The sequence below is a fragment of the Fervidicella metallireducens AeB genome (assembly GCF_000601455.1).
Taxonomy (GTDB): Bacteria; Bacillota; Clostridia; order Clostridiales; family Caloramatoraceae; genus Fervidicella; species Fervidicella metallireducens.
On record NZ_AZQP01000007.1, the window covers coordinates 1 to 24449 of the forward strand.

Genomic DNA, 24449 nt, shown 5'->3' on the forward strand with positions numbered 1-24449 from the left:
CCGGAAAAGTTGTAGGAGTGATTTTATGATTAAGGAAGTTAAAGAAGTTATTGTAGAAACTGATAATGTTGGTAAAAGAATAGATGTTTTCTTAAATGAAAGTCTAGCTGAAATGTCAAGATCACAAATACAAAAACTAGTGGAAGAAGGAAAAATTAAAGTTAATGAAAAAGAAATTAAAAGTAACTATAAAGTTAGATTAAATGATAAAATTCAAATATTTATACCTGAACCAGTAAAGCTTGAAGTGAAGGCAGAAAACATAGACATAGAGATATTATATGAGGATGATTATCTTGCAGTTGTAAACAAGCCACAGGGAATGGTAGTTCATCCTGCTGCCGGGAATTATACTGGTACTTTAGTAAATGCTTTATTGGCAAAGTGCAAGACTCTGTCGAGCATAAATGGAGTTATTAGACCAGGTATAGTACATAGAATAGATAAAGATACTTCTGGAGTTCTTGTGATTGCAAAAAACGATATCGCCCATAGGAGTTTAGCAGAACAGATAAAAGAACATAGTGTTAAAAGAATATATATAGCTCTAACAGAGGGGGTGATTAAAAAAGATGCTGGGACAATTGAAACATTAATAGGCAGACATCCCATTGAGAGAAAGAAGATGGCTGTTCTACAGAAAAACGGAAGACATGCAATTACACATTTTAGGGTTTTAGAAAGATTTAAGGAAAATACTTTAATAGAAGCAAGATTAGAAACAGGAAGAACACATCAGATTAGAGTACATATGTCTTATCTTGGTCATCCTTTAGTTGGGGATCCTGTATATGGACATAAAAGACAAAAAATTAAACTTAGTGGTCAGGCGCTGCATGCAAAAACTTTAGGATTTATCCATCCTTACTCGGGAGAATATATGGAGTTTTCTTCACAACTTCCGGAGTATTTTGAAGAATTAATAAAGAAGCTTAGAAATCAGAAATAAAGATAAAAGCTTCTAAAAAGGAGTGCTTGAAATGAAAAAAACGTTAACAACAATATCTATTTTTATATTAGGAATCCTTTTTGTTACAGGTTGTTCTAATTCCGTTAGAACTGAAAACCAAAGATTGAATCAGGAACTGATTTCAATTAAATCAGATAAAAGTAAATTGGAAAAAAGAAATAGTGAATTAGAAAAAAACCTGTCTGAACTAACCAAAGAAATAAATGAATTGAAAAACAGCACAATCAGTATAAATGACGAAGCATTGAATAAAAGTGATAATATATATAAAATATATACAGCTAATAATGATACTTACGAAAAAGAAATAGGTTTATGGGTGTATATTCCGAAAAACATATCCATAATAAATAAACTAGATATGCTTGGAAAAACTTTATCGGATGTTTATTTCAATGGATTGGAAATAAAGATAGAAAAAATAGAAAATACAGATGGTAGAAAGATAGCAGTTATTAATTTGAAAGAATCTAAAATTAATCAGGGCATAAATGATTATTCGAGACATAAGGGAAGCTCATGGGCAAAGGACTATTTTCAAGGTTCTGCAGGTGGAACAGTTACAGCTACAACATTAATTGAAACTTTTTTGCAAAGAGATTATAGGGGAGACTGGATTGATGGAATAAGGTTTCTCTATAACGGTAAAGAATTGAACTTTGATCATGTTGAGTCATTAAATGAAATAAGTTTTAGAAAATAATTATTGAATGTCAATACCATGTATTTTAAATCCAAAACAAGTGTGTTGAATATCAAAAGATTATGTGGTATATTGTTGATGTTAATGGAATCCTTTAATTCAGTCCGGTGAGTCTGTAAGGAGTTAAATAGATTTGTACACCAGTACATAAATTGGCTTCTTACTTTGTAAGAAGTTTTTTGTTATCATAAATATGAAGATGAGGTGTAAATATGGAAATTAAGGCACAGCTTCTAGATGAAAATGGTATAAACAGAGCGCTTAAAAGAATTTCTCATGAAATTATAGAAAGAACTAAAGGTGTTGAAAATGTTGCTCTTGTAGGTATAAAAACCAGAGGAGTTCCACTGGCAAAGAAAATAGCTCAATATATCGAGGAGTTTGAAGGTGTAAAAATCCCGGTTGGTGTTCTAGACATTACCCTATATAGAGATGATTTAACAGAACAATTTGAACAACCCAATTTAAATCAGACTTCTATTGATTTTGATATTAAAGATAAGATAGTTATTCTGGTTGATGATGTTCTTTATACTGGAAGAACAGTAAGGGCAGCAATGGATGCTATTATCCATATTGGAAGACCAAAGGCTATACAATTGGCAGTATTAATTGATAGAGGACATAGAGAGCTACCAATAAGAGCAGATTATGTTGGAAAGAATGTACCAACCTCAACTTTAGAAATTGTACATGTAAAACTTAAAGAAACAGATGAAAAGGATGAAGTTGTTATAACTGAAAGATAGCTGTATGGTATTAAGTTATATATTATATTAAAATTAGATATTGATAAGATAAAGTAATAGAAATGTTCACTTTAATATTATAGACACTTTAAAAAGCACATATTTTAGAACGTCATGAGTTATTGCAGAAGTTCAACGCCTTAAAAAATGGTAAGTCTAAATCTCTCTTTTGTTAAAAATAATTATCTTAAGTAAGCAGAGATAGTTTGTTGTGTTACATATAAAATTGTTACATGGGAGAAGATACTTACTACAAATAAGGACACAAATTTTCTGTAATAATATCATGACTTTTTTGCTTTTAATTCAGATAAAATAAGTTAACAGCTCGGATATTTCTTTGAAGTGAATGTTAAATTAAGTGTACAGGAATTTATGAAATTACACGATAATATTTTTATAAGATATTAAAAAGGAGCAGTAGCAATGGGAAGACATGAAAAAGTTATTATTAATTTTTGTATTGCAACAATTTTAATCTGTCTTTCTATAATGAGTTTATATGTATATTTTGTCTTTGAAAATGAAAAAAATACTAATACATTTAGATTGATAGAAACAGACGAATTTTTAGGGAAAATTTTAATATTAGTGGATGAAACATATAAAAAATCTGTTTCAGTATTTAGTAAGATAGATAACAAAGGAAAGAGAGTAGAAAAACAAACCAGTGCAAACAACTATATTTCAGAGCCCAAAAAGAAAAAAATTGATGAAGTCAGGGATATAAAAGGTTTGGTTAATTTAGAGGAAATAGATAGTAACTTTGTTATTGAACTTAGATATGCAACTGAAGAAAACTTTACTAGACAAAAGATTTATCCTAAGGCTGTATGCATGTTACGAAGAGAGACAGCTAAAAAATTAATAAATGCAAACAATGAGTTTAATAAGATGGGATATAGAATAAAAATATGGGATGCATACAGACCATATTACGTTCAGAAAATTTTATATGATATTGCAGTAGATAAGGAATTCTTAGCCAATCCTGTAAGTGGTTCAAAGCACAATAGAGGAGCAGCAGTTGATATTACACTTGTTGATGAAGATGAAAGAGAACTTAGTATGCCAACTGGTTTTGATGAATTCACCAATAGAGCATCACAAAATTATATAGGCATGTCTGAGATACAGAAAAAAAACCTTGAATGCCTAAGAAGTGTCATGGAGAAAAATGGATTTATATCAGTAAAGAATGAATGGTGGCATTTTACAGATAGCGATTGGGAAAAATATCCGTTGTTAAATATTAGACTAGAAGATATTAAATGATTACATCAAATTTAAGAAATGGCTGGTGATTTTATGTTAAGGTATGGAAAGTCAATAGAAGAGATTATTGGGGAACTATTAATAAGAAAAAATTTAACTATTTCAACAGCAGAATCATGCACTGGGGGGTTAGTTGCAGCAACACTAATTAACTATCCTGGAATATCTTCTGTATTTTACGAAGGAGCGGTTACTTATAGTAATGAATCTAAGATAAAGAGATTAAATGTCAAAGAATGTACTTTAAAAAAATATGGGGCTGTTAGTTTTCAAACTGCTGAAGAAATGGCAGAAGGCATAGCAAAATCTGCTGGTACTGATATAGGTGTTTCAACAACCGGGATAGCAGGACCGGGTGGGGGAACTGAAGAAAAACCTGTTGGGCTTGTATATTTAGGTTTTTATAAAAATGGAGTTGTGAAGTCTAAGGAATTAAGACTCAATGGTGATAGAAATACAATAAGAAAAGAAACTGTGTGTAAACTTTTAGAATGGTTAATGATGGAATTGAGTGATTGAGGAGTTAAATTGATAATATAAGAAAATAGAAGTGCCATATACAGTTTAAAAGTTTATGTTTTCAAAGATTTATATAGTGAACTTCTTAAACTTATGGCACTTTTTATCACTTAATATTGTTACATTTTTTCTACTTCCCCGTATTCTATACCAAAAGTATCCACCGTTACTTTCTTCATTCTTTGAGGTTCTAGTGGTTTGTCATATCTGTCTCTTTTAACAGAAACAATCCTATCAACCTCTGACATACCTTCTGTTACTCTTCCAAATGCAGCATATTGTCCATCTAAGTGTGGAGCATCATCTGTCATTATGAAAAACTGTGAACCAGCTGAATTGAAAGAAGCGGCTCTTGCCATTGATATTACTCCTCTTTCGTGCTTCAATTCGTTATTAAAGCCATTCTTTGAGAACTCACCTTTAATTGAATAACCTGGCCCCCCAATACCAGTTCCTTCTGGGCAACCACCTTGAATCACAAATCCAGGAATAACTCTATGGAAAATTAACCCATCATAAAAACCTTTCTTTACTAAAGAAATAAAATTATTAACAGTATTTGGAGCGATTTCTGGATATAGCTCTATTTTAATTTGGTTACCATTCTCCATTTCAATCGTTACAATTGGATTTTTTTGCATTTTTATCATCCTTTCTTCTTGAGATATAGATATTATACCAAAATTTATCTAGATTATGCAAAATAAAATAAAATTACTAATATAAACAAATTATTGAGAGAAATTTTATCAAACTAGTTCTATGAAGTTTTAAGTTTTTGGGTCACATATTCATCAATTGCTTCTACTACAAGTTTTGAAAATTTTACAGCCTCCACAACAGTCTTCGCCCCAGTTACAACATCTCCTGATGCAAAAACCCCTTCCCTTGTTGTTCTTCCAAATGCATCCACAACTACTAAGCCTCTATTATTAATATCAATACCAGTTGTACTTGAAACAATATTTGTTCTTGGACCTTGACTTATTGCAATTATTATAGAATCAGCTGGGAAAATATCTTCTGAACCTTCAATTGATATAAGTCTTTCTTTTCCTTGCTCGTCTATAATTTCTTTTGTTTTTACATATTTGATACCTTCATCAACAATTTCAACAGGATTTTTATAAAATTCAAATTTTACTCCATCAAGTTTTGCATATTCTATTTCGTGTTTTCTGGCAGTTACAGAGTTTTCACCCTTTCTATACATAACATATACTTCCCTAGATCCATTTCTAAGAGCTGTTCTGGCAACGTCCATTGCAACATTTCCAGCACCAATAATACATACCCTATCGCCTAAATTATAAACATCAGGGTTTTTTAAATAATCGATTGCATAGTGAACATGACCTAGACTTTCTCCTTTTATTCCAAGGGTATTTGGTTTCCATACACCTGTACCGATGAATACAGCTTTATAACCATCCCTAAACAAATCATCAATAGTAATGTGGGGACCAATCAGTGTATTTGGTCTAATTTTTACACCTATTTGAATCAATTTTTCTTTAAGTTTTTCAAGAATATTTTTTGGCAATCTAAACTCCGGTATTCCATATCTTAGAACTCCACCTATTTTATCATGGGCTTCAAAAATTGTTATGTCATATGATTTAAGTGCCAGCAAAAAAGCAATAGTTATACCAGCAGGGCCAGAACCAATAATGGCAACTTTCTTGTTTATATCTTTAATTGGTTTTAAGTTCATTACATTTAGATAGTATTCAGAAATATAGTTTTCTATTGAGCTAACTTGAACAGGGGATCCTTTTTTACCTAGAATGCAGCTTCCTTCACATTGAGATTCATGAGGGCAAACAAGTGAACAAACAACTGAAAGGGGATTGTTAAGAAAGAGTTTTTCCCCAGATTCAATAATTTTTCCATCAAGTAATAAGTTAATGATTTCATTAATTGGTGTATTGACTGGACAACCTTCCTTGCATTTAGGATTTTTGCATTGAAGACATTTTTTTGCTTCTTCGATAATGTGTCTACCCATAAAATCAACTCCTGTATAAATTATGCCTTAATTATATTTGATTATCTTTATTTATACAACAATATATACAATACACAGAAAATTACAAAAACTAAAAACGTAGTGGACAAGAGATATATGATAAAAAAATAACAAAATATAATAATAAATATAAAATTAATTATATAATTATTCATGTTTGATAGGTGTCTAAGAATTTTGCAATTATTATGATGTTCTAAAATATATGACTTTAATAATAGCATAAAAGTTGTTTTACAATTCGGGTTTTGCAATAAATGTTTTTAATGGGAAATAACTTTATTTAATAAAAAGAAGATTGTGATATAATATATAGTACTTTTCAAAATTAATACCTGTAACATTTTAATAAAGGGAGGTTGAATCTATGCCAGCCAAAACCCATCCAGATTATAATGAAGAAATTAAAAGATTAGATTATACACTTGATTATGTAGAAAAAAGTATAATATCAATGACCAGGCGACAGAAAAAGGTTGAAGAGGATTTGTTAGGCAGCAGGAAAAGTTTAAATTCTGATAGCAGCCAGGCATATATAGATTTAATGCTAAACAGTATGTTTGAAGAAAGTATCAAGATAAAACTAAAAAAACTGTTGGATGCACAGAGCAAACCTTATTTTGCAAGAATAGATTTTAAAGAGAAAGATAAAGAACAAATAGAGAAGATATATATTGGAAAGGTATCTCTTATGAAGGAGGAAAACCAGGAACTAGTAATTGTAGATTGGCGTGCTCCGATATCTAACTTATATTACGAAGAACGGCTTGGTGAAGCAAGTTATTTATGTCCTGATGGGAAGATAACTGGAAATCTGTCTTTAAAAAGACAATTTTCTATTGAAAAGGGAATTCTAAATGAAATATTTGATATAGATATAACAACCAATGATGAATTTCTGCAGACATATCTTGGGGCAAATGCTGATAATAGATTAAAAGATATAGTTTCAACTATACAGGCTGAACAAAATAGAATAATAAGGGCAGATATGTGGAAACCATTAATTGTACAGGGAGCTGCAGGTAGTGGAAAAACTACAATAGCCCTTCATAGAATAGCATATTTAATTTATACATATGAAAAAACTTTTGTTCCTGAAAATTTTATGATAATAGCTCCTAATAGATTATTTCTTAACTATATTTCAGAGGTTTTGCCAGAGCTAGGCGTTGACAAAGTTAAACAAACAACCTTTGAAGATTTTGCTATGGAGCTTATAGGGAAAAAGTTTAAGTTAACAGATACAAATGAAAAACTAACTAATTTTGTAAACAACAATGCAACGGATTTAGAAGTTGAAAAAAATAAATTAGTTGAGGTAGAGTCAAAATTTAAATCTTCTATGATGTTTAAAGAGATTCTAGATGAGTATATTAAGGATATTGAAAAGAATTTTATACCAAAAGAAGATTTTATGATAGGTAAAATAGTGATTCTAAAATATGAGGACATAAACCATTTGTTTTTAAATGAATATAAAGATTTAGCCATGAGTAAAAGAATTTTGGAGATAAAAAAGCACCTTATAAATAGACTAAAATATAAAAAGGAAAGTATTCTTTCTTATATTGAGAATGAATGTGATAAGAGAGTAAAATTTCTAAAAACCAAAATGGAGGATGGCGAAGAAAGACGTGAAAAAATAGGTAAGATAATAGATAGGAAATATGAACTTATCTCAAAACTAGATAATGTTTCAAAAAAAGCTGTTAATGACTACGTTAAAAAAATTTCTAAAATAGATCCTTACGAGTATTATTACAATTTAATTAGCAATAAGGAGTTGTTTTATAAATATACGGATTCCAAGTTAGAAGATGAATATCAAAAATTTATTAGAGATTATTCACTAGAGATATTGGATTCAAAGAAAGTTGAATTAGAAGATTTAGCACCTATTATATATTTAAAATATTGCATTCATGGCATTGATGAGAAAATACCTGTTAAACATATTGTAATTGACGAGGCACAGGACTTCAGTTTGTTTCAAATATATGTAATAAAAAAATAATAAAGGATAGCTCCTTTACAATTTTAGGAGATTTAAGCCAAGGAATACATTCATATAGGGGAACAAAGAATTGGGAAGATATAAGGAATTTTGTTTTTTCGGAAGTTAAAAGTGAATTATTAACTCTTGAACAGAGTTATAGAACAACAGTTGAAATTATGGATGCTGCTAATAAGGTTATTTCAAATTTAAAGGATGAGAATTTAGTTCCTGCAAAGCCAGTTATAAGACATGGAGAGAAAGTGTCATTAATAAAGAAAGAAAATTTAAGAAGTTCTGTAGAAGATATTAATAAGAAAATTAAGTATTTAAAAAATAAAGGATATAAAACCTTTGCAATAATATGCAAAACATTGGAAGAATGCAAAACAGTTTTTAATAGTATTAAAAATGAAGATTATAATCCATATATTATAACGGGCAAAGAAAAGGAATACAGAACAGGTGTTATTGTTGTTCCTTCTTATTTATCAAAGGGCCTTGAGTTTGATGTAGTTTTCATATCAGATGGAAGTAAAGAAAAATATACAACAGCGGAGCTTGATGTTAAACTTTTATATGTTGCTATGACAAGGCCACTTCATAAACTATATATATATTACAATAGTGAACTGTCTTCTTTGCTAGAAGGAGTTCAATAACTTTACTAATGAATGATGAAAAATTAAAAATTTAAAATTATATTTTCAGCGAAGGATTTTGCTTTATTCTCTATGGAATCAACTTTAAGAATTGACTTTGGGTCATTTGCAATTTCCATAATTGCAAAATCTGGAGGTAGTCTGAACCCTTTGTTAATGTTAAGGGCTCCAATAAGTTGTTTTGCAACAGAGTCACCACCGGAATTCCCAGAAACAATTATTCCGAAAATGCTTTTATCATAGAAGCTAATTTTTCTATATAGGGCAGTAAGTCTATTTATGACTGCTGTAAGGTTAGCTGAAATTGCATCATTGTAATTAGGGCAAATCCATATTATAGAATCACACCTTTGGATTGCTGGAAAAACTTCTTCTACGACAATACCTCCGTAAAAACAACTATCCTGTTTACTATAGTGTAAACATGTTTTAAATGAACATCCCCGACAGTCATTAATAGTTCCGTTTTCAACATGAATTTCTTCAATAATACAGTTAGACAAGTATTTTTTTATAATATCCCATAGCAACAGGGTATTAGAAGTTTTGCGGGAGCTTGCATGAAGTACAAGTATATGTGGCTGTTTTTTATGAGGGATTACATCGTTAATCAAACGTTTATAAAGGTTTTGACAATGGAGGTGACAGATGTCCTTTAATGGCATATCCATTGTTTTTTGCCAAGTATGAAAGTTTTTATAGCCTTCAATAGCTTCAACAACAGGATGCCCTATATATCGGCATCCCATTTTATTTGTTATAAATATTAAGCTTTGTGCAACGCTTTTTGTAAATAATTGATTTGAACTATGTATAAAAATGGCTGCACTAGAGTCTTTAAAATAATTTGAATCACTCTTATATAGCTTTTTTATAAAGTCATAAATAGGTATGGCAAAACCTGAATCATCTACTTCAACTGCAAAAATTATTTTTCTATTAGCTAATGAATTAACATCTTTAATACTATTTATTACATGTACATTTTTTTCAGTGATTATGGGTTCTAGCATCATCTGCAGTTCATGAGAAAGTGGACCAGGTGATATTAATTCCAATTGGCTCATAGAATTTTCTCCAGGTATTTGTAAGTTGCTGATAACCTTTCAAACAGATTATCAGGTAATTCCAATTTTTCCAGCTCAATTCCTGTTGAAGTATACCTGTTTTTTAAACCCATAAAAACACCTCCCACAAAAGTAGAACTGTAATGCCATTCGCCCTTTAAACAGGAAATAATGGATAGTGCTCCTGATGATATAGCAGGAGCTATATAAGGTTTGTATCCAGTTTCCCTTACTTTAAGGTTTGAATTTAATACTTTTTCTGTCAGTGAAATTGAAATATTATGGTTATATCTTATTATGCTGTCAGCAACAACAAGACCATCCCCATGTGGACCAAACACCCTGCCTTCCTTTATATAGTGACTAGTCTCATTACTTTCTTGAGAATAAAACGCTGCCCGGGCATCCATAACACCTAAACCAAAACCTATAATTTGTTCTGGTGCAAGACCTAAATAGTCATAATTGCCATATTCGTCAGTATTGCTTGATAAATAGGCTGATTTACATAGCAAATCAACTGGATCAGATACAACAGCAAATAATCCTTTAAATTTTTCTTTACGGGCTTTTTTTGAATATTCATTTATAATCTTTGAGTTTCCATTAAATTGTACTAAACGGACATCATTTTGTTCTTCTCCAATTTTAGGAACTCCTGTTGAAACACAAAACACAAAAATATCACAATTAAATAAGTCATCCATTCCAATTACTTCTACCTTAGGAAAAAGAAACTCATGGTTAGGATGAATTATCTGATTAAGCTCTAGATACCATCTTTGAATTTTATTTTTATCAACATCATAGATACCAATAGAGCTTATTATATCATTCCCTTGAAGCTTTAGACCTAAAGCAAGTATTCCACCTACATCTCCAAGACCAACGATATTAACTTTGTAAGACTTTTTCTTAGTACTGTTAAGTAAATACTGCCAATCTGGATAAGAAATATTAATACACATAACATCTTTAGATGAAATTTTTTCAAGTATCCATTCAGGTATATCACTGTATTCTTTCTTACCAGTTCTTAAAAGGTTTAAATCTTCTTTCGAAATATCCAGCATTGATGGATCTGAAATACAAAAACTTTTTCTTGATTTGCCAGGTGTTAGTTGATTAAGATAAAACATATTTCCTTGAACAGTTCTAGCATGGTCAGGGAGTATTTCTTGAAATTTATTTAATTTAAATTTGGAAAATGCCACTTTATCGTCTAGTAGATAATAATAATACATAGTTATCACCCTTAAATTATTTATTTAGAATGTTTTCTAATCTTTTTAATAGTTCCATGTCATTTTTTAAATAGTGACTAGGACTTAGATTTAAATCGTAATTGATATCCATACCATGATCGGGACAACGTGGGTAAATGAAAACTTCTCCTAAAAATGCCAGTGTAAAGTTACGTTCGTTCATAGTTTGATATTCATTTTCGATTACTGTTAAAATATCCATAGCATTCTCAAGACAGGTTTTAGATAAATTATACAATGCTTGCTTAGATGCTCCTAATATATACAAAGGTGAAGCATAAGGAAGTATTAAATTAACTGAAGGTATGAGATTTCTTTGGGGACTTTTATCTCTCCAAAGTGTATCACCGCCGATAAAAGGGTATAGATTATTTTCATTAAACCAAACTTTCAATTTAGGAATATAATAAACACTATCAACTTGGCGATTTTGAAGATCCATTATTTCTTTACCCCGACCAGACAATATGCCGACAATTATTTTCTGAACTTCTATGTTTTCATTTTTTAAAAGAGGATCTAAAGCCTTTATTCTATATCCTTTGTGCAGGATATCATCAACAAGAATAATAGGTCTTTTAAAGGATTTAATCATTTTAATCTGTGTTTTTAAATCCAAGTAATAAGGATATGGGCCTATTTCAAAGTTTTTTAAATCTGGCTGATATAATTTTTCGGTGTGTAGAGATTTAGTTACTGTATTTGGAATTACATATCTACTTAAAATATTCCCAAAGGGAACGCACATAGCATTACCGAGTTGCTTTGGCACCATCTGTTTAATAGGGACATTATTTTCGTTACATATCTTAGTAATTAAGCTTTGATAAAGTATATCTTTGTCAAAGGACAAAACAAGATTACCTGGATAAAGTAAAGTTAAAGCTTTTTGAAGTCTTTTTCTTGATAATAGAATTGCATTTTTTATTTTTTCATTATTTTTAAAAGGTTCTTTGATTATAGAATCAATGTCAAGATTTAAAGTACAGGGGTTATTCATATTAACTGCGTACACAGGAGTCAGGCAGTCAATACATGGAATTTTTATAAAGCCTTGCAGATCAAGGATTTCGTAAATTTCTTGACAATCATATTTATCAAGCATATTTTTATAAACTGCATAGTCGTAATCTTTAGAGAGACATAGTGATAATGTTTCGGTTAACAATATTTGTTCTAAATTAATGTTTTTATATTTTGAATTAATATAAACACCATCAATACAAATTATTCTTCCAACAGCATTTTCTCTAATGTATTCGCATAACATACTGTCTTTAAATTCTTTAAGCAGTGAATTAGATCTAACCCAATGAAAGGCAGAAAAACCAAGTATGATATCCTCCTTAATATTTCTTATGATAATTATTCTTGGAGAATCCTTACTGAGGAAATCTCTAAATCGGCTATTTAGGTATGCATTATCAAGATCGAACAGTAAATAAAGCTTTTCCAAAATTACATCATTAAATTCTTCAATTATATCAATTTTTAAACTGAATTCTTCTAAAACTGCCTTATGCTGCGGCTCCCTGCGATAAAATCCGAACTGATAAATATATTTTTGAACAAGTGCATCAACCAGGCTTGAAATATCTCTGTTTTCATCGATATAGTTTCGTATCTGTGTGGAACTGATATCCTCATACTGGGTAGGTAATGAAAGTTTTATTACTTTACCTTTTATGTTATTTATGGATTTGTTTAAGTCTTCTTCAGAATATTGAAGACTTGAAACTCTCCTTTCAAAAATAATGTGGTTAAAATTATAAATTTCAATTGACTTATTTTGTTTTTTGTATGCAGAAGCATTGATTAACACATCACTACCTACTACAACGTATATTTCTGATTTTGGGAATGTAGCACGTAAATTTTTTAAATCTATATCATTAGATATATTTACTGGATAGTTTTCTGGATATAAATAAATATTAAGTTCATCTGCAACGGACATATTTATAATATTCCTTCTAAGAAGATTAGGAAGGGTCTGCTTTGACCAAGAAAACTCATCTACAGCTAAATAAACTTCAAATCCAAGATCCCTGATGGCTTTGGCGATTTGTTTATGGCTAAGGGAAAATGGATCAAATGTTCCTGGAAAAAATGCTATTTTTTTAGGAGGCTTTATATTTATCTCACCAAAGAAAAAGGTATAATCAGAGATAAACCTGTATATGTTATTTAAACCAGCTGAATTAGTTAAAAATAATAATTCTTCTTCAAAATGGTCTGTCATCAAGGTCAGTATTTTTTTGGAAATTAAAGTAAATATTAATTTTTTATGTTCAAGGGTTAAAGCTTTTGAGCCAAAAATCTCTTTTCCTATAACACTAAAGGATAATTGTTTTATTTGGGGGTTGAAATTAGCTAGGCCATTGAGTAGAATACCCAAAAGTTTTATTAGTCGTCTGTTATATTCTTTGTTTCGTTCCTTAAAGATATTTTTATATTTAGGATAGTTGATTATTGTTATACCCACAGTTTTTAAAAGCAAAGAGTTGAGCTGGGGGTTAGCTTGTTTTGTTTTTATTGATAAATCATCAATGAATTCGTCAAGCTCAATTGGTTTTAGATAAAGTATCAGCTGACCTAAATATTGGGGTATAAATTTTGTAAATTGATAACCTTCTATTTCAAGTGCTCTTAACAGTTCTATACATACATCATTACGCTGTTCAAAGGATAGATAAGGTATTATTTGGGTTAAAGCCTTACCAGCTTTATTTCTAACAGTTTCACTGGCACTAACTTTTAATAAATTACAAAAATGCATTGCAGAATAGAACCCATTTTCTTCAGGGTTATTGAGGGTATGCTCCACAAGAAGCTTAACTTGGATTTTTTTTACTATCCACTCCGTTGCTGTTTTTAGATTACTTAAAAATATATCAGAGGATTTTCTTAAATCTTTCTGATAAAATGAGGCGAATTTATTTAAAATCTCATCTTCTAAATGAAGAAATTGAGCCAGTTTATATTTTAAATAGTTCTCTGAGGGTAGCTTTGAACGGCTGGTTTGGTTTGTAAGCATTTCTTTAATAAGATTTTTAAATGTATAGATTTCCGAATGTTTAATTATGTTTAAGGAAAGCTCTAAAGCAGATAATCTGATTGTTTGATTCCCGTTATTAATACTAAACATAATAAAATTCAGTAAATTAGAATTTAGATCATCATCATCGTTTATAGGTATTTTTTTTGCTATCTCCAGAAGATATAGGCTTGTATTGGAATCTAAACAGTTTGGAATAAAATAATTAAATATAATAGATTTATAGGAACTTATTTGTTTTTCTCTACTGTGAGAAAAAAGTGAAGAAACCATGTGGCAAGCACTATATCCAATCCATTCTTTATGTCTTTCAATTATTTTATGATCTGGGCTTAAAAATAAAATCATGTATTTATTAAGCAAATCGCAGCTTGAAATTTCTGATAAGGGCATAATAGCATCTTCAGGGATTTCTTTTCTATAATCTTCATCAAAGGTTGCAATAAGCAGGCCAATCAGTTCTGCACATTGTCTTCTAATATCTCCTTCTGGATGTATTAAAAGTTCGTATAAAAATTTAATTGTAATAAGCTTTTGCTTTTGAGTAAGATAGGTTGAATATTCTTGAAAGATATTTAAATATTCTCTTAATTTATTCCAATCTGTTTCACTTCTTGCAAGTTCAAGTATTGAATTTAAAGAATTTTCATCTCTGAGCATATGCATCAAATTGATGTTGTGATTTATGGCAATGTACTTAATATTATTTATTATTTTCTTACCGTGAAGCAGAGAAAAATTGATTTTCTCATTACTTTTCAAGAAGTTTTCAGTCTGAAAATCAACACTAATACCTAAGTTTATCATGTAGTCCTCAAAGTCCTTTAGTTTTGCATATACCCTGCGATATCTTTTTTCCTTTGCATCATCAACATTATCCAGCTTGCTTAGTATTACATCAAAGGACTCATCAAGACTATAGATATGCATTTTAGCATTGTTATTAATTATTTTATTTTTAACCCTGAAATCAGAATAAATTAGAACTAATGATTCGATTGGCAAATTTTCCAATTCAAGGTCCCATGTTGAATGATTTAATGCTATATGGCCAATATAAGTTATTCCATGTTTTTTAAACCATTGGTCTGTATAGTAATAATGCAGATATGGAACTCTTTTAAGTTCAGAACCTTTACAGCCATATTTACCAATATCATGTCCAGCTGCAGCCCCAGAAACCCTGCCAAGATCTATCGGTATGTTAAGATTAAATAGTTGCCTGGAAATAAATAAGGATAGATGGTGAACACCACAGATGTGGTCTAGGGTATTATAACCTAATACATCCTGATTCAATTTCATTATTTCGTATATATTTTCATCTTTAAAAGCTGAACAGAATTTATTATATTCCTCTTTGCTTTCAATATATTCCCTTTCTCTATCTTCTAAAAATTTTAAAGGATATTTACTTTGCCATGTTTCATCAGGGTTAGATTTTTGAATTTCTGAAAAAAAACTTAAAAATCTTAAATAAACTTCATATGGCTCAGAAGAAGAGCCATAAAGTTTCTGATTTTCATCCCTTGGGAAGGCTTTGTTAAGGGTATAGTAATAAACTTCATTTAAAAAATCATCAGATTTTATTTGTTTAAATAGTTTTGAAAGAAAATCCTGAATAAGAAAAAATATATCCTGACACCTGAAGTTTTTATTTTCTATGATATTGCATAACCTGTCTTTAAAAGAATTACTTTCAAGATAATTTTTTATAATGACAGAGTCTAAACTGTTTTTATTGAGCCAATAATTATCTAAAAGACTGTCATACAACATGTGATATATATTCAAAACATTTATGTCCATATTAAGACCTCCTGAGTGTAAAGTTATTATAATTAAAATACATTGTTTAAAAAATAACCACTGAATTGCTACTAGATTAAATAAACACAAATTTAAAACTGTAAAACATATTGGAGTAAGAATAAAAAAATGATAAAATAATATTATTCTGATATTTTGTCGCAATATTTAGAACAATATAAACAAACAACTTATTCCTTTATATTATGAGTTATATGAAGGGATTTAAAACAATATTAAGTTTTTTTCAAAAAATTAAATTATGGGGGAACTTTATGAAATTACGAGAAATAAAGGATATGGTAAATGCAGATGTTTTGACTGGGGAAGACATACTTGATATGGATGTAAAATATGCTTTTGGCTGTGACTTAATGAGCGATGTGCTTTCATTGGTTAACGGAGACACCATATTATTAACAGGGTTGGTTAATATTCAAACTATAAGGACGGCTGAAATGATGGATATAAAGTGTATAATATATGTCAGAGGCAAGACGCCAGATGAACTTACAATAAATTTGGCAAAGGAAAAGGGAATTTGTTTGATGTCAACCCAATATATAATGTTTGATGCCTGTGGGATATTATACAAAAATGGCTTAAAGGGAGCTGAACATATAAATGGAAAAAGCTTTGATAAATCTACATTATGAAATAATACACGGTGATTTCATGAAGGCTGGAGAGGCTTCAAGTAACATCAAAAAAGCCCTTATGCAGCTAGGAGTAGACAATGCAATAATTAAAAGGCTTTGTGTTGCTTGTTATGAAGCTGAAATGAATATAGTAATTCATAGCTATGGAGGATGTATTGATGTAGATATTTTTGAAGATAGGATAGAGATGAATGCAAAGGATAAGGGACCAGGCATTAAGGATATTGAACTTGCAATGACTGAGGGCTATTCAACAGCGCCTGATGTAGCCAGAGAAATGGGTTTTGGTGCTGGCATGGGATTGCCTAATATAAGAAAGAGCAGTGATGAATTTGAAATAACTTCTGTTGTTGGTGAGTATACCAATGTTAGAATAGTAATTTTTATAGATTAGGGTGATTGTATGAATGAAATATTCCATTCAGTGGAACTTATCGAGGAAAAATGCAACGGATGTACCAGGTGTATGATAAAATGTCCAGTTGAGGCTATAAGATTGAAAAATTCTAAGGCTGTAATATATGGAGATAGATGTATTGATTGTGGAGTATGCATAAAAGTATGCCCTTATAACGCCCATGTTGGTAAAAGGGATGTGCTTGATGTTTTAGATAATTTTAAAACTAAAATTGCTATACCTTCAGTGACCTTATATTCACAGTTTGGAGAATATATAGAACCTGGTTTGATAAATGATGCAATAAAAAGCCTTGGCTTTGATGAGGTTTTTGACATAACATATGCATGTGATATTGTAACGGAAATAACTAAAAACGAAATAGAAAAAATGCCAAAACCTGCAATTTCTCCATTCTGCCCAAGTATAATCAGATTAATTCAAGTAAATTATCCGGAACTGGTTGATCACATTGTAAAAGTTCTTACTCCAATTGAGGTTGCGGCGATATTAATTAGAGAAAAATATGGTGAGAACAGTGATGGAATTGGCATATTTTATTTATCTCCCTGTGTTTCTAGGGTAACAAAAGGCAAATATCCATTTTTAAGCAGCGAAACACATATTGATGGAGTTTTAGCAATAAGCGATTTATTTCCTCAATTGCTTAAATATATTAACAAAAATAAAGCTGCAGCTCCCCAAAGTAATAGTAATATGTCATCAACAGGAATAGCTTGGGCTATACCTGGGGGACAGAGTAAAGCAATGAATCTTGAGGAATATATAGCGGTATATGGGGTTGAAAATGTTATTAAAGTATTGGATGAAATAGAGAAGGGAAAATTAAGCAACGTTGATTTTGTAGAGGCCTTTGCTTGCACAGAAGGATGTCTTGGAGGAATATTATTAGCAGATAATCCCTTTAACGCAAGAAGAATAATAAATAAGTATTATGATAAGTTAGATAAAAGATGTGAGATAAATGAAATGAGTGAAGAATATAAAAGTAGATTTTTATCTGATATGAAAAATAATAAAACATACAACCCTAAACTGGCAGAGGACTTTGCTAGCGCTGTTAAAAAAATGAACTTTATGAATAAATTAATTAACTCGCTGCCTGGGACAGATTGTGGTCAGTGTGGCTCACCATCATGTAAGGCTTTTGCAGAAGATGTGGTAAGGGGGTTGTCAACGGTTGATGAATGTAAATTTATAACTTTAAAAGGAGGTGAAGGAAATGAAGGTAAGTGAAGTAGCTGAGAAACTTAACTTGAAGGTTTTAACAAATAATAGTGGTATGGAGAAAGAAGTAAAGGGTGGATATTCATGTGACTTGTTAAGTTGGGTGATGTCCCATGGTTCAAAAAGTAATGCATGGATAACAGTGCAGGTACATCCCAACATAGTAGCAGTAGCATTATTGGCAGAGTTTTCTTGTATAATCATTCCAGAGAATATAGAAGTAGATAGAGTAACATTAGACAAAGCTAATCAAGAAAATATTGCTATCCTTCAAGGAGAAGAAAGTGCATTTGAAATTTGTGGTAAGTTAAAGGAGTTAGGTATATAAACATGGAAATATATGTGGATTTTCATATACACTCGGCACTTTCACCTTGTGGCGATAATGATATGACTCCCAACAATATAATAAATATGGCTAAGCTTAAGGGGTTAGATGCAATAGCAATTACTGATCATAATAGTTGTGAAAATGTTGCAGCTTGCGTTGAGGTTGGAATTAAAAACAACATTATCGTGATTCCTGGAATGGAACTTCAAACAAAGGAAGATGTACATTCTTTATGTCTTTTTAAAAGTGTAGAAGATGCAATGGAGTTTCAAAATTATGTATATAGTAATCTGACATATAAATTAAATAAACATGATGTATTTGGGCAGCAACTGATATGTGATATAAATGATGAGATTGTTGGAATAAATGAAAGAATGCTTTTACTTTCATCAGAAATATCTTTTGACGATGCTTTTTATAGTGTTAAAGAATTGGGAGGAGTTTTTATTCCTGCCCATGTTGACAGGGATTCTTACAGTGTTATAACAAGCCTTGGTTTTATACCTGATTATCTAGGAATTAAATGTTTAGAATATAATTCAGAACAAAAATTAAGAAATTTAATTTCTTCAGGGATTATCAAAGATAATTATAAATTTATTCAATCTTCTGATGCACATTATTTGCAAGACATTTTAGAAAGTGTTTTTTCAATAGAAGTTTCAGAATACAGCGTAAAAAGCATTTTAAACTATCTCAATAATTAACTTGATTTTATTTTATTACCAAAGTAAATAATAATTTCTATTGTATTCTAGGGGGAAGAAATTTATAATTGGTTATTGGAATGGATAAAGTTCAGGTTGAAATAAACTTGCATATGGGAAAGTATATGGAAAAATTTCCCTGGAAATAATGTAATATGGAGGGTAATATGGACAAAAGAATATTGACATCAGCGGAGATTTGTGAAGAAGGGATAAATGTAGGCATTAAAAAAACAAAATCCTTTTCGACTCAGACTTTGATTTTATCGATCTTAGCAGGGGTTTTTATATCCCTTGGAGCATTTACTGCATCAACAGCCTCCCATAATATTGAAAACTATGGAGTAGCCAAGCTGGTTTCTGGAGCAATATTTCCTGTAGGTCTTATTTTGGTAATAATATGTGGAGGAGAACTTTTTACAGGTAACACTTTGATGGTTGCAGCACTAAGTGATAAAAAGATAACCATATCTAAAATGCTGAAGAATTGGGTAATTGTTTATATAGGAAATTTTATTGGTTCATTTATTATAGCATTTTTAATATTTAACACTGGACTATTAGATGCAAACAGTGGAAAACTTGGGGGTTATGTCCTAAAAATAGCCTCAACAAAATCCAGTTTATCTTTCAGACAGGCTTTTTCTAGTGGGATACTTTGTAATATACTTGTTTCTGTGGCAGTTTGGGCATCATATGCTGCCAGAGATGTTGTTGGAAAAATATTTGCTATATGGTTTCCCGTGATGGCATTTATTGTATCAGGATTTGAACACAGTATAGCCAATATGTACTATTTTACAATAGCCTTATTAGCAAAAAATAATATAAATTATATAAAAATGAGCCATATAACAGCTGAGAAACTTGCAAAAATAGATATAACTCATGCTATTAATAACATCATTCCAGTAACTTTAGGAAATATAATAGGAGGATCTATAATTATAGCTTTATCCTATTGGACAGTATATAAACGTTTTCCCGATAAAGTTTTAATTAAAAGGGAAATCTCAGGCTGTTGAAAAGTTATATATCGATTTACCCCATGAAGGATTTCTTGGGTATCCCTTCATTTCGCCAAGCAATTCTAAGTTTTTCTTTGTTTAAAAAAGCCCTCCCCTCGGGATGCCATCCTCCTGATGGCCCCTCGGCTCGGCACGTCCTGTGCGATTTACGGACTTTTTCAAAGTCGAAAGACAAGAATTGCTAAAGCTCATGAAATATACCTTTTGAAATCCTTTTATGGGGCTTTTTCATACTTTAACAAACAATTAGATTTGTCAACAATCTGAGGTTAGTTATCAAACTAATCTTTTTTTTGTCGTCTTTAAAACTTCCTTTCCAGATAGTGTTGAAAAAAAACGGTATTTGTGATAATATGAAGAAGTTAGCTTTGCTCGGAGGAATATATATGCATAAAATTTGTCAGGAATTGCAAATTAGTTTCGAGGAATATCTATATAATATTCTAAAAAAAAGAAAAAATTTAATGGTCTATGAAGGAATTAGAGATGGATTAGATGAGGATATTAAATGTAAATATTTTTATTCAAATCCATACGATGCTTTTGAATATGTTACAATTGATATATTTAAGTGCCCAAAAAAATACCGCTGCATGATAAAAATTTAGAAACATATGGCTCTTTCAGTATTATAAAAGACAGAGTATATATGGAAGATTTTAATGCGACCAACATTTTTGGGACTATTTTAATAAAAAACATTAAAATAAGAGACGTTGACAAAAATCAATTTATATTTTATTTAAACAAAAAAGCATTTGATCATATTGAGGAGACTATACATTACTTTGAAAGCAATATTTGTAAGAAGGGCATTGTTTAATAAGTGCCCTTTAATTTTTGTTATAAAAGATGCATAAATTAGAACAAGGTTTACAAAATACTTATTAAATAGGTTGAGTGGGAAAAGAAAAAATAAAGGAGAGTATGCGATGAAAACATTTAAGGAATTAGGCGTCAGTGAAAATATTTTAAAGGCAATTGAGGAAATGGGTTATGAAGAACCAACAAGGATTCAGGAAGAGGTTGTATCCATAATTTTAGAGGGACACGATGTCATTGCACAAGCACAAACTGGAACAGGAAAGACAGCAGCATTTGGAATGCCCCTTGTTGATATGATAGATGAAAAAGGAGGTCTACAGGGATTAATATTACTTCCAACAAGGGAACTTGCAATCCAGGTGGCGGGAGAAATAAGAAAACTTTCAAAGTTTAAAAAACTTAAGGAAGTTCCAGTCTATGGAGGTCAGCCAATTGACAGACAGATAAGGGCATTAAAGCAAGGTGTACAAATTGTTGTTGGTACACCAGGAAGAATAATTGATCATATAAATAGAAAGACTTTGAACTTAAATGATATTAAGTTTGTGGTACTTGATGAAGCAGACGAAATGTTGGATATGGGCTTTATAGAGGATATTGAAAAGATTTTAGATACAATAAGCAACAGACAACAAACACTGTTGTTTTCAGCAACGATGCCTGAGGAGATTAAAAATTTAGCAAACAAATTTATGAATAATCCAATACACATTTCAGTAATGCCAAAGGAAATTACAGCTACGACTGTAGATCAATATTATATTAATGTAAGTGAAAAAAATAAATTAGACGCATTGACTAGAGTATTAGATGCACAGGATATACAGAATGGTATAATATTCTGCAGAACAAAGAAAAGTGTTGATGAGTTAGTTGAGAGTCTGCAATCCCTTGGATATGTTGTTGAGGGTATTCACGGTGATTATAATCAAAATCATAGAATTAATGCTATAAATAAGTTTAAAGACGGTACAATTGACTTTTTAGTTGCTACTGATGTTGCTGCCAGGGGACTTGATATTGAAAATGTTTCACATGTGTTTAATTATCATATACCTGAAAATCCAGAGGCTTATGTTCATAGAATAGGAAGAACAGGAAGAGCTGGAAGATCTGGTGTTGCCATAACCTTGGTATCTGCAAGAGAATTTAGATTATTAAAGGATGTAGAAAAATATACAAAAAGTAAAATTAAGTTAATGGAAATTCCAAAGGCTAGGGATGTATATGAATATAAAGTCAGCAAGTTGAAAAAGCTGATTTTAGATACTGTAAATGAAGGAAAATTAGGTGAATATTCTTTAATAGTTGAACAACTTGAAGAAGAAAACAATCTGATGGATATATGCGCAGCTGCATTAAAGCTGGTATTTGAAAAAGAAAATAAGATAAGTATAGATGAACTTCAAAAGGTAGATGAGAAACATTTAGGTGAAGAACAAATTAGATTATTTATAAATTTCGGCAAAAAGGATGGCATTAATAAGAAGGATATAGTAACAATACTATCTCAAATAAAGGGTGTTACAGGAAAAGATATAAATGGTATTGATATTCTAGAAAAATTCTCTTTTGCAAATGTAACACCTGAAGCAGCTAGAAAAATAGTTAGTGGTAAAGTTAAATTAACTTTTAAAGGTAAAAGAATGTCTGTGGAAATTGCAAAAAATAAAAAATAAAATTCCTGAAGGAGATACGAAAGTATCTCCTTTTTATTATGAAATTTTATCACTTATAGGATTAAAAAAATACAATAATGTAAATAATTAGAATGTATACGAAGTGAGGTGGTGATTTGCATGACTGACAAGGAAAAAATAATTTTATTTGAAAACTATCTTAGAGAAAAAGGATATGAAGAAGAGAAGATAAAGTATAATATATTGGTGGTTAAATTACTTGTTCAAGAAGTTTTGTATTATTTTGAAGAAAACCTAGAGAATATAGACACCTATACCTTCGAAGAATTTACAGACATGATTAGGTTAATCGACGATGAATTAGGTGGCAGAAATGGTATTGCAAAAATTTTAGATTGCATGTTGGAACTTACAGAGTTTTTAAAAATAAATAAAATGATTAAAGGCGGGAAAATAGCACATTACAAAAGGATGTTCTCTAATATAGATTATTATCTTGATAAATACGATATGATGACAGGAAGAAAGGATGATACAAAGGAATTTTTAAAAAGAGCAACAGACAATAAATTTAGCCATAACGTGATAAAACTGATTGAAGATGTAAATGTATATGAATTTAAAACCATGGAATATATTGATAAAATTTTAAGCGATATTCCTTTTAGTAAGAAAGAATATAACGACGACATCAACCTTTTGAAGAGGGTACTGATTAGTTTAAATTTGATTGATGAAAAAAATGGTCAGATAGATGTAACCAAAAAGGGTAGAACTGTATCAAGATTGCCTGTAGATGAAAAATATGCAGCTATATTGTTTCTACTAATTTTTGACACCAACTGGAATAAAGTTATTTTTGATACTTTCAATATGCCAGAAAATGCATTTGATTATTCAGAGGTAATTCACCTCATATCAACCATTTTTATTAACAAAAACGATATTATAATAGATTTGAATAGTATAAAGGATATTAAAGAAGATGAAACACTGGTAGAAATATCAAGAGAAAGGTTTAGACTAGCAAAGATGGAAGTTACACCTTATGTTGATAATATTATAAATATTTGCCTTATTGGTATGGGGATTCTTGATGTTATACCCAAAATGGAGGGGTGGTAAATTATCATATAAGCGATTTTGGAATGGAAATTTTAAGGTGTGTATTTAATGAGTATGCTTGGAGGATAAAAAATCATATCAGCAACATTGAACAATTGATAAGAAATAAAAATTTTCAATTAGCTGAAAGAAGTATGATTAAGTTCTTGATAAATTATGGTGATAATGTTGTTGTATGGAATTATTTTGGTCAGCTGTTGATTTTAAAAAGAGATTTTAAAAACGCTTATGTGGTTTTAAAACATGCCTATGAATTGTCATCAAAAAGGGGTAAAATTTCCAAATCAATTCTCTATCATTTGGTTCTTTGTTGCAGGAAGTTAAGGTACGAAGATGATATAAACTGTTATGAAGAAAAATTAAAAAAAATGGAAAGAATTTAAA

General features: G+C 30.3%; 21 protein-coding genes and 1 pseudogene. 17 read left to right on the forward strand and 5 right to left on the reverse strand.

Going from position 1 to position 24449, the window contains the following annotated elements; genetic code table 11:
- Positions 1-25: 25 nt before the first annotated feature.
- The 5 genes and pseudogenes from Q428_RS03320 to Q428_RS16485 all read left to right on the forward strand — a co-directional run.
- The gene (locus tag Q428_RS03320) at positions 26-949 is read left to right on the forward strand and encodes an RluA family pseudouridine synthase (RefSeq protein ID WP_035378196.1); all 924 of its coding nucleotides are present in this window, start codon (positions 26-28) and stop codon (positions 947-949) included.
- A gap of 31 nt (positions 950-980) precedes the next feature.
- Positions 981-1673: a hypothetical protein gene (locus Q428_RS03325; protein ID WP_035378198.1), complete on the forward strand. Its 693-nt coding sequence runs from the start codon at positions 981-983 to the stop codon at positions 1671-1673.
- Between the two features lie 212 nt (positions 1674-1885).
- Positions 1886-2422: a bifunctional pyr operon transcriptional regulator/uracil phosphoribosyltransferase PyrR gene (gene pyrR, locus Q428_RS03330; RefSeq protein ID WP_035378200.1), complete on the forward strand. Its 537-nt coding sequence runs from the start codon at positions 1886-1888 to the stop codon at positions 2420-2422.
- A gap of 426 nt (positions 2423-2848) precedes the next feature.
- The gene (locus tag Q428_RS16480) at positions 2849-3697 is read left to right on the forward strand and encodes a M15 family metallopeptidase (protein ID WP_051514872.1); all 849 of its coding nucleotides are present in this window, start codon (positions 2849-2851) and stop codon (positions 3695-3697) included.
- Positions 3698-3748: 51 nt separating this feature from the next.
- Positions 3749-4216, forward strand: a pseudogene (locus tag Q428_RS16485) (nicotinamide-nucleotide amidohydrolase family protein); the annotation flags it as partial.
- A 119-nt stretch (positions 4217-4335) separates the two neighbouring features.
- Here the strand turns inward: Q428_RS16485 and Q428_RS03345 are convergent.
- Together Q428_RS03345 and Q428_RS03350 are read right to left on the reverse strand one after the other, a co-directional pair.
- Complete coding sequence (locus Q428_RS03345) at positions 4336-4857, reverse strand: peptidylprolyl isomerase (protein WP_035378201.1); 522 nt, start codon at positions 4855-4857, stop codon at positions 4336-4338.
- A gap of 119 nt (positions 4858-4976) precedes the next feature.
- A complete protein-coding gene (locus tag Q428_RS03350) occupies positions 4977-6224 on the reverse strand; it encodes an NAD(P)-dependent oxidoreductase (RefSeq protein WP_035378203.1) in 1248 nt (415 codons plus the stop codon).
- A gap of 388 nt (positions 6225-6612) precedes the next feature.
- Here Q428_RS03350 and Q428_RS03355 point away from each other — a divergent pair, with 388 nt between their 5' ends.
- Together Q428_RS03355 and Q428_RS16490 are read left to right on the forward strand one after the other, a co-directional pair.
- Positions 6613-8262 (forward strand): HelD family protein, encoded by a 1650-nt coding sequence (locus Q428_RS03355; RefSeq protein ID WP_341348998.1) that lies wholly within the window; start codon positions 6613-6615, stop codon positions 8260-8262.
- A gap of 158 nt (positions 8263-8420) precedes the next feature.
- Positions 8421-8903: a 3'-5' exonuclease gene (locus tag Q428_RS16490; RefSeq protein ID WP_341348999.1), complete on the forward strand. Its 483-nt coding sequence runs from the start codon at positions 8421-8423 to the stop codon at positions 8901-8903.
- A gap of 23 nt (positions 8904-8926) precedes the next feature.
- Here Q428_RS16490 and Q428_RS03360 read toward each other — a convergent pair whose 3' ends face one another.
- The 3 genes from Q428_RS03360 to Q428_RS03370 are packed head-to-tail and all read right to left on the reverse strand — an operon-like array spanning position 8927 to position 16102.
- Positions 8927-9970 (reverse strand): flavodoxin family protein, encoded by a 1044-nt coding sequence (locus Q428_RS03360; protein ID WP_035378205.1) that lies wholly within the window; start codon positions 9968-9970, stop codon positions 8927-8929.
- Entirely contained in the window at positions 9967-11214 is a 1248-nt protein-coding gene (locus tag Q428_RS03365) for a lactate/malate family dehydrogenase (protein ID WP_051514878.1), read from the reverse strand. The genes Q428_RS03360 and Q428_RS03365 overlap by 4 nt, the downstream gene beginning before the upstream one ends.
- Before the next feature lie 16 nt (positions 11215-11230).
- Complete coding sequence (locus tag Q428_RS03370; protein WP_035378208.1) at positions 11231-16102, reverse strand: nicotinate-nicotinamide nucleotide adenylyltransferase; 4872 nt, start codon at positions 16100-16102, stop codon at positions 11231-11233.
- Positions 16103-16377: 275 nt separating this feature from the next.
- Between Q428_RS03370 and Q428_RS03375 the strand changes: the two genes are divergently transcribed.
- The 10 genes from Q428_RS03375 (at position 16378) to Q428_RS03420 (ending at position 24448) form a co-directional block, all read left to right on the forward strand.
- A complete protein-coding gene (locus Q428_RS03375; protein ID WP_035378210.1) occupies positions 16378-16758 on the forward strand; it encodes a DRTGG domain-containing protein in 381 nt (126 codons plus the stop codon).
- Positions 16727-17155, forward strand: a complete 429-nt coding sequence (locus tag Q428_RS03380; protein ID WP_035378212.1) for an ATP-binding protein — start codon at positions 16727-16729, stop codon at positions 17153-17155. The genes Q428_RS03375 and Q428_RS03380 overlap by 32 nt, the downstream gene beginning before the upstream one ends.
- Before the next feature lie 9 nt (positions 17156-17164).
- On the forward strand, positions 17165-18415 hold the full coding sequence (locus tag Q428_RS03385) for a [Fe-Fe] hydrogenase large subunit C-terminal domain-containing protein (protein WP_051514880.1): 1251 nt from the start codon (positions 17165-17167) through the stop codon (positions 18413-18415).
- A complete protein-coding gene (locus Q428_RS03390) occupies positions 18402-18734 on the forward strand; it encodes an AraC family transcriptional regulator (protein ID WP_035378324.1) in 333 nt (110 codons plus the stop codon). The genes Q428_RS03385 and Q428_RS03390 overlap by 14 nt, the downstream gene beginning before the upstream one ends.
- Positions 18735-18748: 14 nt before the next feature.
- Positions 18749-19447, forward strand: a complete 699-nt coding sequence (locus Q428_RS03395; RefSeq protein WP_207639967.1) for a PHP domain-containing protein — start codon at positions 18749-18751, stop codon at positions 19445-19447.
- 167 nt (positions 19448-19614) lie between these two features.
- The gene (locus Q428_RS03400; protein WP_035378216.1) at positions 19615-20472 is read left to right on the forward strand and encodes a formate/nitrite transporter family protein; all 858 of its coding nucleotides are present in this window, start codon (positions 19615-19617) and stop codon (positions 20470-20472) included.
- 389 nt (positions 20473-20861) lie between these two features.
- The gene (locus Q428_RS03405; RefSeq protein ID WP_035378218.1) at positions 20862-21083 is read left to right on the forward strand and encodes a hypothetical protein; all 222 of its coding nucleotides are present in this window, start codon (positions 20862-20864) and stop codon (positions 21081-21083) included.
- Positions 21084-21407: 324 nt separating this feature from the next.
- Positions 21408-22979 (forward strand): DEAD/DEAH box helicase, encoded by a 1572-nt coding sequence (locus Q428_RS03410; protein ID WP_035378220.1) that lies wholly within the window; start codon positions 21408-21410, stop codon positions 22977-22979.
- Between the two features lie 120 nt (positions 22980-23099).
- The gene (locus Q428_RS03415) at positions 23100-24065 is read left to right on the forward strand and encodes a hypothetical protein (RefSeq protein ID WP_035378222.1); all 966 of its coding nucleotides are present in this window, start codon (positions 23100-23102) and stop codon (positions 24063-24065) included.
- The gene (locus tag Q428_RS03420; RefSeq protein WP_035378224.1) at positions 24059-24448 is read left to right on the forward strand and encodes a tetratricopeptide repeat protein; all 390 of its coding nucleotides are present in this window, start codon (positions 24059-24061) and stop codon (positions 24446-24448) included. The genes Q428_RS03415 and Q428_RS03420 overlap by 7 nt, the downstream gene beginning before the upstream one ends.
- Position 24449: the final 1 nt, after the last annotated feature.